At 58.4% G+C, this 13,712-nt stretch carries 11 protein-coding genes; 7 read left to right on the top strand and 4 right to left on the bottom strand.

The genetic code is table 11. The features are described from left to right. Positions 1-213: 213 nt before the first annotated feature. The gene (locus CUU80_RS08800) at positions 214-1,122 is read right to left on the bottom strand and encodes a cation transporter (RefSeq protein ID WP_100496944.1); all 909 of its coding nucleotides are present in this window, start codon (positions 1,120-1,122) and stop codon (positions 214-216) included. Positions 1,123-1,606: 484 nt separating this feature from the next. Between CUU80_RS08800 and ffh the strand changes: the two genes are divergently transcribed. The 5 genes from ffh (at position 1,607) to rimM (ending at position 6,158) form a co-directional block, all read left to right on the top strand. After that, positions 1,607-3,268, top strand: a complete 1,662-nt coding sequence (gene ffh, locus CUU80_RS08795) for a signal recognition particle protein (RefSeq protein ID WP_207760111.1) — start codon at positions 1,607-1,609, stop codon at positions 3,266-3,268. Positions 3,269-3,382: 114 nt separating this feature from the next. Beyond that, complete coding sequence (locus tag CUU80_RS08790) at positions 3,383-4,495, top strand: endonuclease/exonuclease/phosphatase family protein (RefSeq protein WP_100496942.1); 1,113 nt, start codon at positions 3,383-3,385, stop codon at positions 4,493-4,495. Positions 4,496-4,799: 304 nt separating this feature from the next. After that, positions 4,800-5,276, top strand: a complete 477-nt coding sequence (gene rpsP, locus CUU80_RS08785) for a 30S ribosomal protein S16 (protein ID WP_100496941.1) — start codon at positions 4,800-4,802, stop codon at positions 5,274-5,276. Between the two features lie 18 nt (positions 5,277-5,294). Beyond that, on the top strand, positions 5,295-5,528 hold the full coding sequence (locus CUU80_RS08780; RefSeq protein WP_007051427.1) for an RNA-binding protein: 234 nt from the start codon (positions 5,295-5,297) through the stop codon (positions 5,526-5,528). Between the two features lie 15 nt (positions 5,529-5,543). Further along, positions 5,544-6,158: a ribosome maturation factor RimM gene (gene rimM, locus CUU80_RS08775; protein WP_100496940.1), complete on the top strand. Its 615-nt coding sequence runs from the start codon at positions 5,544-5,546 to the stop codon at positions 6,156-6,158. 420 nt (positions 6,159-6,578) lie between these two features. Here the strand turns inward: rimM and CUU80_RS08770 are convergent, their stop codons facing one another. The 3 genes from CUU80_RS08770 to CUU80_RS08760 all read right to left on the bottom strand — a co-directional run bounded on the left by CUU80_RS08770 (position 6,579) and on the right by CUU80_RS08760 (position 10,567). Beyond that, complete coding sequence (locus CUU80_RS08770) at positions 6,579-7,445, bottom strand: aldo/keto reductase (RefSeq protein ID WP_100496939.1); 867 nt, start codon at positions 7,443-7,445, stop codon at positions 6,579-6,581. A 182-nt stretch (positions 7,446-7,627) separates the two neighbouring features. Beyond that, complete coding sequence (locus CUU80_RS08765) at positions 7,628-9,922, bottom strand: DUF2207 domain-containing protein (protein ID WP_100496938.1); 2,295 nt, start codon at positions 9,920-9,922, stop codon at positions 7,628-7,630. Positions 9,923-9,988: 66 nt separating this feature from the next. Beyond that, positions 9,989-10,567, bottom strand: coding sequence for a LemA family protein (locus CUU80_RS08760; RefSeq protein ID WP_100496937.1), 579 nt, complete (start codon positions 10,565-10,567; stop codon positions 9,989-9,991). 381 nt (positions 10,568-10,948) lie between these two features. Between CUU80_RS08760 and CUU80_RS08755 the strand changes: the two genes are divergently transcribed. Then, positions 10,949-12,715 carry an ABC transporter permease gene (locus tag CUU80_RS08755; protein WP_100496936.1) on the top strand — a complete coding sequence of 589 codons (1,767 nt, stop codon included), beginning with the start codon at positions 10,949-10,951 and terminating at the stop codon, positions 12,713-12,715. Positions 12,716-12,773: 58 nt separating this feature from the next. Beyond that, a complete protein-coding gene (locus CUU80_RS08750; protein WP_100496935.1) occupies positions 12,774-13,496 on the top strand; it encodes an ABC transporter ATP-binding protein in 723 nt (240 codons plus the stop codon). Positions 13,497-13,712: the final 216 nt, after the last annotated feature.

Genomic DNA, 13,712 nt, shown 5'->3' with positions numbered 1-13,712 from the left:
TGTTCGTGGCACGATTGCGCAAAATGCATATTATTGCGCAATCGTGCCATTATTTTTTGCCACAACCGAGTGGTACACCGGTTCCCAAGCCGTTTGGACCCCACTTTTTGGCTCAAGATGGAAAGCCATCAAAAAATGAAGTGGTACGTTATCACGCAATAAGCAATACGGCGATGACGTACCACTGAACGTTCCGACTAATCGCTCAATAATTTAGTCGAATACGAAGTCCACATCCACGATGTGCAGCCGTTTCTTGAGTTCCTGTTCCAGCGAGCGCTTGCACTCCACTAGGTCAGCCACGTCAATCGTGTCGCTCACACCGCTCAGGTACACGTCCACCGTGTAGTTCATGCCGGTCTTGAAAATCAACGTCTGCTCGTATTCAGTGCCTTTAGGCAGATGACGCAGCGCGGCGGATTCCGCAAACGCGTTGGTCTCGTCATCATCATGCACACCGCCGACCAATTCGATGAATGCTTCCTTGAGCACGCTGAACGGCTCTTTGATAGTCAGCGCGACCAATGCCACGGTGATGAAGAAGTCACCGGTGTAATGCAGGAAGTCCAACGGGCCTCCAGCGGGCAATATCATCAGGAACACCGCTACCGCACCGATGCCAAACGACATCGCACCATCCACCAGCGTGCTTTTGCATTCGGCAGTGAGCATGGTGCTGGCGTTGCGAATAACCCGGTTTTCACGACGGTAATACACGTACAGGCCGAAGCAGATCAGCACAGTGGCCACTTCATAGATCACCACCGGTCCGGTGACGATGCGTTCGCCGTCGCCGAGCACAAAGTAGTCGTAGGCCACCTGGCAGACGTCGATCAGCGAATACACCAGCAGGGACATGGTGAAGATGGCTTTGCAGATCGCATAGATCGGTTCCAGCGCGAACATGCCGTTGGGGAACCGTTCGGTGGTGCGCACGGTTCGGGTAGACAGATACACCGCGACCAGACCTGAAAGCACAGAGATGGCGGTAAAGGAGAAATCGAGGAACATGGCCTTGAGACCGGTCATGAAGAACACGGCCATACCGGCCGCAACCTGAATCGTATTGACAACGATGCCAACGATCAGGGCTTTGCGTTCGATGGTTTTATGTTGTGGCATAAGCGGGCCTTCCTTATTGCACGGCATGTCTGCGTTGGCCCGCTACTTCACTGGCTCACGGTTTTCTCCGACCCGTTGGCTCGATTCGCGAGGGCGCACGGCAGTCTGCGTATAGGGTGGTGTCCAAGGATTTTCAAAACAGCATAAGCATTCCAAAAAACACTGGATTTTTAGCCATTCCATAGTACCGGAGACCCCTCGATCAACACAGCGCAGTTGCGCCGCCAGCGAATGAACTCCCCCACTCCCGCTCCCCCTCCTCTCTCTCCTCCTTCTCCCCCATGCACTTTTCGCACGAAAATTGCGTGTAAGCACCTCGCAAGACCCCGTTCCCGCACTTTTCGCACGAAAATTGCGTATGGACTGCGTATGGAGTGCGTATGGACGCCGCGAAAGGCCCGATAGCGTACTTTTCGCGCGAAAAGTACATGGTCAAGCGCAGCACGGCGCAATTTCCCGCGTGACGGCTAGACTGTTGCCCATTATGGCAGCATTTTCTTCTTTGACTGACAGACTCTCGAATGCGTTCAAGCATCTGAAGAGCAAGGGCAAGCTTTCCGAAGCGGATATCGACGGCACGATCCGCGAAATTCGCCGCGCACTGCTCGACGCCGACGTGGCGCTCGAAGTGGTACGCTCCTTCACCGGCAAGGTGCGCGAGCGCGCGCTGGGCACCGAGGTGTCCGAGGCGCTCAATCCCGCCCAGCAGGTGGTGAAGATCGTTCACGAAGAGTTGACCGATGTGCTCGGTCAGGGCGTGGATCGTCCGCTGAACTTCGCCAAGAATCCGCCGACGATCATCATGCTCGCCGGTCTTCAGGGTGCCGGTAAGACCACGCTGGCCGGCAAACTCGGCTACTGGCTCAAGGACGCCGGCCACACGCCGCTGCTGGTGGCGGCCGATCTGCAGCGTCCGAACGCCGTGACGCAGCTGCAGGTGGTCGGCGAACGCGCCGGCGTGCCGGTATACGCACCGGAAAAGGGCGTACAGACCCAGGCCGAAGGCGGCGAAGCGGTTTCTGCTCCGGGACTCACCACCGGCGACCCGGTTAAGGTGGCCCGTGATTCCATCACGCTGGCCAAGCAAAAGCTGTATGACACGGTGATCATTGATACCGCCGGCCGTTTGGGCGTGGATGAAGAGCTGATGAAGCAGGCTCGCGACATTCGAGACGCCGTGCAGCCCAACGAGATTCTGTTCGTCATCGACGCGATGATCGGTCAGGATGCGGTCAAAACCGCCAAGGCTTTCGACGAGGGCGTGGACTTCACCGGCGTGGTGCTCTCCAAGCTCGATGGCGACGCCCGCGGCGGTGCGGCACTGTCCGTGGCATCCGTGACCGGCAAGCCGATCCTGTTCGCCTCCAACGGTGAGGGGCTGAAGGATTTCGAAGTCTTCCATCCGGACCGTATGGCTTCGCGTATCCTCGACATGGGCGACATCATGACCCTGATCGAGCAGGCGCAGAAGCAGTTCGACGAGGAGGAGGCTCGCAAGGCCGCCGCCAAGATCTCCGATGGATCGTTCGGCTTGGACGATTTCCTGGATCAGCTGCAGCAGGTCAGGAAACTCGGTTCGATGAAGTCGCTGCTCGGCATGATTCCGGGTATGGCCCAGCACCGCAAGGAACTGGAACAGTTCGATGAGAAGGAAATCGACCGCACCGAGGCGATTATCCGCTCGATGACGCCGGCCGAACGCCGCGATCCGTCGATTATCAACGGTTCACGCCGCGCCCGCATCGCCTACGGTTCCGGCGTAACGGTTTCGCAGGTCAACGCGCTGCTGCAGCGTTTTGAGCAGGCCGCAAAGATGATGAAGCGCATGTCCAACCGCGCCGGCATGGGCGGAGGCATCCCCGGCTTCGGCGGCCCCGGTTCGGGTAACAGCAAGCGGAAAGGCAAGAACAAGAAGAAGGGCGGCAAGTCCGGCAACCCGATGAAGCGCGAAGCCGAGGAGAAGGCATTGCGCGACAAGCTGGCCGGCAAGTCCTCTGGCTCCACCGGCGGTTCCGCATTCGCCAAGAAGCCGCAGAACCCGGCCCTGCCCGCCGGCCTTGAGCAGATGATGAACAACGCCGAGGGCAACGGCATGGAGATGCCGCCGAACCTTGGCGGCGGAATCGGTGGTCTGTTCGGCCGCTGATTCCCAGCTTCTTCCGGCTCCCCTCTTGAAGGAGGGGAGCCTATTTTTTGTACTTCAGCAGCTCAGTACGTAAGTCCAATACTTACGTAAGTTCGGTACTTAAGGAGTGTATCCATGACTACGTTGTTTGCGGTAGTAGTCATCCTCGCATGGCTTTGGCTGGGATTGTCAGCGCTGCCGGCAGGCCTTGAAGCGCATATGCCAATGCCGTATATGATTGCGCTCACGCCATTCCTGTGGATTCCGCTGGTTGTATTGGCCGGCGTGGCGGCTTGGCAACATCATTGGGGATTCGTCTGCCTGTTGTTGGTCACGGCTCTGATGACCAGTTCGCAGCGTATCAGCTATTGGGGTACCGGATTCAGGACCAGTACTCGATCAACGCGTGAAACCTACCGTGAAACACCATCGGGAGACCGTGAAACCTCTCGTGAAACACTGCCTGAAACACTGCCGAACCAGTTTGCGGTTATGACGCTGAACTGCCGGTATGGCCGCGCAAATGCCGAGGCGATTGTAGAAGCGGTACGCGAACGCCACATCGCGGTGCTGGCATTGCAGGAAGTCTCCGATGAGCTGATCGCGCGGCTGGACACGGCAGGCATCGCGCAGCTGCTCCCCTATCGTCAATCGGGCGAGCCCAAGGCCACAGATAACGGCGGCTATAACGTAGTATTCTCCCGATACGAACCCGCCGCAGCCGTACCCAATGTGGTTACCATTCCGGCGGCCGACGTGCCGGCGATCACCTTGAAACTCGCGCACACCGTTGCCACTGAGGTCGATAACGCAACGAACGCTTTCGACAGAACCCCTGACGATTCTCCAGCACCGCACCACAACCGCACAGTCACGTTCTGCTCGGCACATCCGAAATCTCCGATGCGCGGCTGCGTCGATTGGTCGGCCGGCATCGTCGGCCTCGGATCGGTCGCCAAGGCGTCATCGATCGGAGAGCACAACATAGCCGTTGTTATGGGCGATCTCAACTCCAGTACCGACCACCCCAGTTTCCGTGCGCTGCTGAAGTCCGGTTTCAAAGACGCAAGCCTGACCCAAGCGTCCGGCCCGACCTTGACCTTCCCCCGATGGATCAAATGGCCACGCATCGAACTGGATCATGTGTTGTTCACGCCGGGTTTGACTGTCAGCAACGTCACGTCATTCGAAATCAAAGACACCGACCATCTGGCCCTCACCGCAACGCTCGCGCTCAAGGCACGCTAAGAATCACACTGAAATCACGCTAAGAATCACACCCAAAAACACAGCGAGACCCCGCGAACATCACGCACAGCAAACCAATACGCCACAGACATGACGGAATCGTGTTCGCTACGTGTTCGCGAGCCGGTTCACTGCGTGTTCAACGCGTGTTCAGTCCGGGGCTCGGCGCTATAATGGGCCAGTTATTCACGCGCGCGTGGCGCCCTCTACACCCCGTGCCGTGAGGACACGTGGGTTCCGGCGTGCCGTGCCCCACACAGCATACCGAGAAACCACAAACCTAGCATTTACAAGGAGAGCCATTTTGGCAACCAAGATTCGTCTGAAGCGACAGGGCAAGAAGTTCTACGCCTTCTACCGCGTGGTGGTCGTTGATTCCCGCAAGAAGCGCGACGGCAAGGTCATCGAGGAGATCGGTACCTACAACCCGAACACCCAGCCCTCGACCATCCAGATCAAGTCTGACCGCGCTCAGTACTGGCTCGGCGTCGGCGCTCAGCCGTCCGAGCCGGTCTTCAAGCTGCTGAACATCACCGGCGACTGGCAGAAGTTCAAGGGCCTCGAAGGTGCCGAAGGCACCCTGAAGACCGCTGAGGCTGGCCCGGATGCCGCTGCTCGCATTGAGGCTGTGGAGAACGAGGCTCAGAAGCTGAAGGCCGCCAAGTCCGAGGCTGAGGCCAAGGCTAAGGCTGAGGCTGAGGCTGAGGCTGAAGCCGCTGCCGCCGCTGAGGAGGCCCCGGCCGAGGATGCCGCTGCTGAAGAAGCTCCGGCTGAAGCCTGATTCGAGAAAGGCTGAGCAATGCTTGCACAGGCTGTGGAACACCTCATCAAGAACATCGTCGATTTTCCGGATGATGTTTCCGTCAAGTCTCACGAGAACGCGCGCGGCGAACTGCTTCGCGTACGCGTGAACCCGGAGGACATTGGCCGCGTGATCGGCCGTGGAGGCCGCACCGCCAATGCGATTCGTACTGTGATTCAGGCGCTGTCTGATCATAAGGTACGCGTCGATATCATGGACGTCCGTCGATAAGGGATAATTCACAGCATGGCACAGCAAGACATGCACGACGACCCTCAGCAGCTTGAGTTGCTGAGGGTCGCTCGTATTGGTAAGGCACAAGGCTTGAAGGGCGAGGTCACCGTTCGCCTGTTTACCGACGATCCGGAGTGGCGTTTCGAGCCCGGCTCGGTGCTCTATGAGCAGGACGGCGAGACCGAATACATCGTCGAGAACTCCCGCACGTTCAAGGACCGTTGGATCATCAAGTTTGAAGGCACCGACGACCGTAACGCCGCGGAAGCGTTGAACGGCATCGAACTGTACGGTGAAGCCGACGATCCAGATGAGATGCTGGAGGCCGACGAATGGTATCCGAAAGATCTCATCGGGCTTGAGGCTCGTATGGCCGAGGATAATGGACTGGGACTTCCGTCCGGTCAGGTGGTCGGCAAGGTGGTCGATGTGGTTGACTCCCCCGCCCAGTCGTTGCTGAAGATTCGTTTGACCGAGCCGGTAGTGACTGGTCAGAATGCAAAGGGCGAGGATGTGGTCGAGAAAACCGCACTCGTACCGTTCGTGGAACAGCTGGTACCGGAGATTGATTTGGATGGGCAATACCTGACGCTCGATCCGCCCGGTGGTTTGATTCCCGGATTGTAAAATATATCGTCGTTCATGAAGGAGCGTCGGAGGTGATTAAAGTCACGTCCGACGCTCTTTCATATCTCATCGGTTTATCTACGGTTCTCCGTTTTTTTAGCTTTCGCCTTTGCGAATATGTACCGCTGCCACGTCGTCAGTGGTACATATTCAGGGGAACCCCTCACGGGAGGTGGTTCCTCGTTTAGGAGTGGCTCCCGGCAGGGGGATGGCCTCTCCTCACGCGAATATGTACCACTTACTGTGAGTCAGTGGTACATATTCAAAGGAACGGTTCCTCCCTCGCGAATATGTATCTCTCACTGTGAGTCAGTGGTACATATTCGCGAGGAGGGGGCGAAGTGGGGAGCCGACGCGAGGGGGAGTCAACGACGAGACGACGGAACAACGGAACAACGGAACAACGAGACGACGAGACGATCAGCCGAGCTTGGCAAGCTCCTCGGGGCTGAGCTCAAGCTGATCAGCCTTCAGGGAATCGAGGATAGTCTCAGGACGATGAGCACCCGGAATCACGAACATGTGATCGCCCTTGGCGAGCTCCCACGCCAATACCACCTGCTGGTAGCTCACACCGTGGGCGGCTGCCACTTCGCGGAACGGGTCGAACTTGGACTCGTCATATGGGTGACGGTAGCCGCCGAGCGGGCTCCAGCACACGAAGGCGAGGCCGAGTTTGGCGCAGTAATCAAGCGTATCCCGCGTCTCCAGATGAATCGGCGAATACTGGTTCTGCACGGCCACCAGCTTGTCGCCCAAAATCGAGCGGGCGATGTCGATCTGTTCGATCGAAGCGTTGGAGACACCGGCGACCTGAGCCACACCCTGATCCAGCAGCGCCTTGATGCCTTCGATCGACTCGTTGTACGGCACTTCCGGGTCATGACGGTGCAGATACAGCAAGTCGATGGTGTCCACGCCGAGGGCCAGAGCGGACTGCTTGCCGTATTCGATCAAGTGTTCAGGCTTGCCATCGCGCGGCCAGAGCGGCTCGCCGTGCTCACCCCACGTACGGCGCAATCCCACCTTGGTGGCCACGGTCACTTCGTCTTTCGGCCCCTTCCAGCTGGCCAGGGCCTCACGCACCAGTTTTTCACCGGTCTGTTCCTCTTCGCCCGGCGTGTAGTAGGCCCATGCGGTATCGATATGGCGGCATCCGGCATCCAACGAAGCGTGCAGGGTTTCGATGCCGATATCATGACCGCGATTGTTCTCGATGGTCAGCGGCATTTCGCCGTGGCCGATGGCGGTGGTAGAGAACGGACCAAGATTGCGGAACAGTGCCATAATGGCTCCTTTGCTGTGTATGTACTTATGTTGTTGGCCGGGTTATCAACACTTCCACTGGCCACTATAAGCCGTTTCGCTGTTCCATCGCAGTCGAGCCGCACAATGTGTGGTGAATTGCGTCACGATCGTCCGTCACGATTACCCATCATCAACCCATCATCAACCCATCTGCCGCACATTTAGCGTCCGCCGAACGAGCCACCGCCAGAGCCGCCGGACGATCCACCAAAACCGCCGCCGGAGAAGCCGCCGCTGGAACCGTCCGACGAGCTGGGAGCGGCAGCACTGATAGTGGATGCGATGTCTGCGAAACCGGAGGAAAGCTGGGAGCCGAGATCGCTGAAGCTCAGGCTCGGCACATAGGAGGAACCGCCGAACATCGAGTTCGCGCCGAATTGGCCGGCGAGACCACCGCCGACGTTCTGCGTACTGCCCTGCGCGCCATAACCATAGCGGGCATCGTCATTCCAGCTATGCGAACGATAGGACCAGTAGAGCGTGGAATCGGAAGCGTTGTCGTCGAGCCAGCGCGGGTCGGCGACCTGCGGATACGCCTTGGCCAGTTCGGCGGCCACGCGGTCGCTGATGCCAAATGCGGCGGCGTACACCATATACCAATCCCACATGGCCAAATCAGCGGTACCGCGATCGGTGAAACTGGAGAAATCCTGCATGTAATGCTTGAGCCCCAAGCATTTGCCGGCGATTTCCTGGCCTTGTTCGGTCAGCTCGTGCGTCGCGCCGGCCAGAGCACAAAACAGGCCGACAAGGATTAGCGGTAGCCCAAGAATAATGCCGACTGCCGCATATCCAATATCCGTGTTGCCAATCATGGACCCATAGCCGATCACGGCGGCAAACGCGCCGGCGGTAATCGACTGCCATCTACGCGAGCGCGAGGCGTTCAGTCGCTCATATTCCATGTTGCACGCGCCGGTGAACTTGCCGAGCTCCACATAGCCATCTTTCCAGCCTTTACAGGCCTGTTTCATCTGACCGAAGTCGAATACCGGCGACCCCACCCGCTCGGATATCACAATCAGCAAGTTAAGCAGCGCATCCTCAGATTCGCTTAAGCCCAGCTGCCCGGCATTCGATACCGCATCGATGGCAGCCGGCAGAATCACGACGGTGCTGGTAGCGCGAGCGGCATATCGTCTGCCGGAATCCCCATCGATCATATGGCTCAGGCTCACCGGCGTGGCTTTGCTCATATCGATGCCGCGATACATATCTGCCGGCCCCGGATAGATGGCGACGGCCTTCTTGACGGCAAGCGACAGCATGGTTGCCGTAAGCTCACGGTTCATTGGCCGCGAATGCTTCGGCGACTCCACCACCTCGATGAGCCGAGCGGCCGAAGCCGGACTGATGCCGGGCTGGTCACGCCAATATTCGATAGGGCCGCGGTATTTTGTATTTTTATTGCTGGTGATGACGGCCGCGATTCCCCACGCACAGAAGATAAGGCCGAACAACACAATTGCAATCCATATGCCCAGCCGGATGCGGGCCATCGTGCGCTGCTTATCGCGCCACTGCTGCTCCTGCTGGTATTCGCTGTGTTTCAGTGTGTCCAGATGGTCACCGGACTGATAACGGGCCGCATTGATACCGGTGTCTTTCGGACCGGCTTTGAACGCGGCAACCACGTCCAGATAATCACCGGAACGCACGTTGTAAACCTTGAATTTCAGGCTGCCGTCGGCGGCACGACTGGTTTCGGACGTGCGTTCGGTGTGCAGCCACGCCCACGACGTATCCGAGTTGACGCCGTCGGGGAAGTGTACGGTGCCGCTGACTGTGCCGATCGGCACCGAATTGGATTTGCCAAACGGCTCCCATTGGAAGCTGGCGATGTCATCCCACTGGGCGGCCACATTGTGCATGGTGAACGACACGTCGAATTTCATGGAGTCGGCCGAGACGGTTGCCGGGATATTCCAACCGATTTCCACGGTTTTGCTGGCGGTGTCGGTGCCATATGCGGTAACATCCAAGGCATCCGTGCCGGGCGTGTAGGGGCGAGCGGCGTACGTACCGTCGGTCACATCCGCGATATACCAATGGTCGGCGTAATCGGAATCCCATATGGCGTCACTTGCCACAGCATCCGGCAGTTTCGGTTCGCTTTGCTGCTGGTACGTGACGCCTTCGGTCACGTTGCGCACGGTAATGTCACTGATATCGGTGAGATTGCCGGTACGCAACGTGTACTGCTGATACAACTGCTTCCATGGCTTGGTGTCGCCGTTATCGTCGTCGCGTTTCAGCAGCTTCATGTCGATATGCTGCGTGACCTTGAGGTCGCCTCCGCGGGTGATGGTGGCGTCATAGTCAAGCGTGCGATAGCTCAGGTCCTCGCCGGTGACAGCCACGGTAATCATACCCATCGCATACATCGTGAATACGCCGCCAACGAGCAATGTGATAGCCATACTGAAGATAGTGGCTCGAATCAGTCTCTTTCTCATTGCTGTTTCCCCTCCCCCGGATTCCCCAGTGCAGCCGGCACCCAGACCTCTGCGAGGGTCTGATGCTTAGAATTTGACCTGCGGGGCTTGGCGATCGGCCACATCCGCCTCGAAGTACTGCGCCTGTTCAAAGTGGAACAGGCCGGCGATGATGTTGGTCGGCACGGTTTCGATGGCGGTGTTGAGCTTCAACACCACATCGTTGTAGAACTGACGCGCGTATGCGATCTTGTTCTCCAGTTCCTTGAGCTGGGCCTGCAGGTCCATAAAGTTCTGATTGGCCTGCAGCTGTGGGTAAGCCTCAGCGGTTGCCTGCAGGTTGAACAACGCTCGGGACAGCTGATTTTCCGCGGTGATACGTTGCGCTTGGGTGGCGTTGGGATTCTGCGCGGCCGCCACCACGCCGGCACGGGCTTGGGTCACTTGTGTCAGCACGTTCGACTCATGTCCTGCATATCCTTTGACGGTCTCCACCAGATTCGGAATCAGGTCGGCACGTTGCTTCAGCTGCACATCGATTTGCGCCCAGCCGTTCTTCACCCGGTTCCTTAACGCGACCAAACCGTTGTACGCACTGATCGCCCAACCGATCAGGCCCACGATAACGATCACAACGATGATTCCGATAATGACCCCAACGCTCATAACTGCCCCTTTGCCCACACGGCGTCCATTCCATACCTATTCTTTCATGCGCGAGCGCAAAAAGCGAGGAGGCCGAAGTGAACGTTGCGTGACGGCGCGCGACATTCAGCAGTCCAGCGAACGTTCAGGAAGACTTCAGTCAAGTGCAACGTAGTTTGGCAGCGGCTATCAGCCCAGCACCAGCGGGCAATCAATTTCAGCCTCGATAGTTAGGGACAGAGGTCCCGCCTAGGCATGCCCAGAACGGAACCTGCACAACAACAAAAGCTCTGCCGAGTCGGATTCGCGCTTCCCTGGCTTTGTCTGAAGCAGCCAGCACCGCTTCAGGGCTCCTTACGGAACCCGGAAAGCATCCGACACAGACCCACCCAAGGACCCACTATGTTTGTGTTGAACAACGCCTGGAAAACCGTGATACGGAACAAAGGCCGCAATATATTGATCGTGCTGATCGTAGCGATTATCGCCGCGGCAGCCACCATCGGACTCGCTATTCGCAACGCCGCCGGCACTGCGCGCGAAACCGGTCTCGCGAACACGTCCGTGACCGCCACCATCAGTGTGGATCGCAGCAAACTGATGGAGCAGGCGCGTGAAGCCTCGTCATCCTCCAGTTCGTCCGACTCCTCCTCTTCATCCACCGATGCCGCACCGGACTTCGATTCGATGCGCAGTGCGCTGGACGACAGCAACCTTACGCTGGCCGACTACCAGAAGTATGAGAAGGCCTCCAGTGTTCCGGTCAGCTCGTATTACTCCGAAAGCACCGGCGTCTCCGGCACCGATTCGTTCCAGCCGGTGGAGACCAGCACGGCAAATGCCGCGAACTCATCCGACTCCAGCTCCTCGTCATCGGATTCTTCGTCCGAGTCGTCCGGCTCCGGCTCTGGCTCCGGCCAGCAAGGTCCGGGCGACGGCCAAGGCCAAGGCGGCCAGGGTGGTGGCCCCGGCAATATGATGACCTCCGGCGACTTCACCCTGACCGGCTTCTCCTCGGATACCGCCATCGCCAACGCATCCAACGGCACATTCACCATGTCGAGCGGCGAAGTGTTCGGATACGGTGAGGACGACAACGGCAAGGTCATCATCTCCAAGACCCTGGCAGACTTCAACAACCTGTCCGTCGGCGACACCATCACCGTGACCAATCCGAGCGACACCTCGCTCACCTACACGCTGACCATCTGCGGCATCTACGAGAACACCACGTCCAGCAACACGAACGCGATGGGTCCGATGGGCGGCACTTCGCAGGACGCCGACAACGCGATCTACACGTCCGTCTCCACGCTGAAATCGCTCGGTCTGGACTCCGACACCACCGCCAACGACGATAACGACGACACCACCACCCAGCTCAACTACACGTATGTGCTGTCCAGCGCCGACGACTACGAGACTTTCGCCTCCGACGTGAAGGCGGCCGGTCTGGACGATACGTACACCGTGCAGTCCGCCGATGTGGAACAGTACGAGTCCAGCCTCGTGCCGCTCGACAATCTGGCGAAGTTCGCACTGACCCTGCTGATCGTGGTGCTCGTGGTGGGTGCCGTGGTGCTCGTGGTGCTGAACCTGTTCAATATCCGCGAGCGCAAGTATGAGGTCGGCGTACTGACGGCCATCGGCGTGAAGAAGACCAAGGTGGCGGCACAGTTCGTCATCGAACTGCTGATTGTGACGATGTGCGGCATCGCTCTTGGCGTGGCCGGCGGCGCGGTGGCTTCCGTACCGGTGTCCAACCAGCTGCTTGCCTCGCAGGTGTCCGCACAGGAATCCGAGGCGTCCAGCCAGCAGCAGCAGTTCGGTCGTGCGGCCGATATGGGCGGCGGACCGGGCAGTGAGCAGCAGTCCGACTCCAGCTCTTCGGATTCGTCCAGCTCGTCTTCCTCTGATTCCTCCTCCACAGACTCCAACTCCGACTCCGACTCCAATGCAGGCAATGCCGCCCAGCCTTCACAACAAGGCGGACCGGGCGGCATGAGGCAAGCCGTCGATTACGTCAGTGAAATCAACGCCACCGTGAATCTCGCAGTGGTCGGCCAGCTGATTCTTATCGGACTCGGCCTGACACTGATCTCCGCACTGGTCGGCATCGTGTTCGTAATGCGTTACGAACCGCTGCAGATCCTCGCCGATCGCTCGTAATACAGCCGCTCTCTTTGCCACGGTGTGGATATCGCCACACCGATTAAGGATTTTTATTATGGATACTGCCGTTACAGCCACTGCAAACACTGCAAGCACCACAAACACCACTACTGCCGCCAAGCCGGCGCTGGAATTGGAGCACGTCTCCTACTCGTACACCAAGGGCGGCAAGCGCGTGCTTATCGACAAGAACTATGTGTTCCGCACCGGACGTGTCATCTCCATCACTGGACCTTCCGGAGCCGGCAAAACCACGCTGCTTTCGCTGCTGTCCGGACTGACCACTCCGACCAAGGGTCGGGTGCTGCACAACGGCGAAGATTTGGCCAAAGCCGACCGCTACCGCTTCCGCAGTCATGACATCGGCGTGATCTTCCAGAGCTTCAATCTCTTGCCGGCGCTGACCGTGGCGGAGAACATCATCCTGTCCATGGACGCCTCCGGCAAAACCTTTGATCAGCCGAAGAAGGAAATCGCCGCCGAGCTTATCGAGAAGGTGCGCCTGCAGCCGGAGTATTTGAACGAGCGTATTCTGCACCTGTCCGGCGGCGAGCAGCAGCGTGTGGCGATTGCGCGCGCGTTGAGCTACGACCCGCAGATCATCTTGGCCGACGAGCCCACCGGCAATCTCGATCTGGCCACGCAGGACGACATCATGGCGATTTTCAAGGATTTGGCGCATAACGAAGGCAAATGCGTGATTATCGTGACGCATAGCCCGGAAGTCGCCGCCCAGTCCGACGAAGTCTTCCAGCTCGCCCCGCTTCGCGAGCGGTGAGCGGACAGCTTCCCCAAGCGCAATTCGCCATTACGACGCCGCACAATGCCTCGATTTTTTGCATTGTTGTGATTTGTGTACGCACTTTACGCAACAATGCAAAAAATAGTGACGTTGTGCGGCGAATTATTTGGTGAGAATCGTTGGAAATCCAGCATTCTTGTGTGCGCTCACTGCGAATACACCTGAAAACGCCGCGCACAAAACCAACAAGGA

This window comes from Bifidobacterium scaligerum (genome assembly GCF_002802865.1).
GTDB lineage: Bacteria > Actinomycetota > Actinomycetes > Actinomycetales > Bifidobacteriaceae > Bifidobacterium > Bifidobacterium scaligerum.
This window is presented reverse-complemented; position numbering and strand designations above follow the sequence as displayed.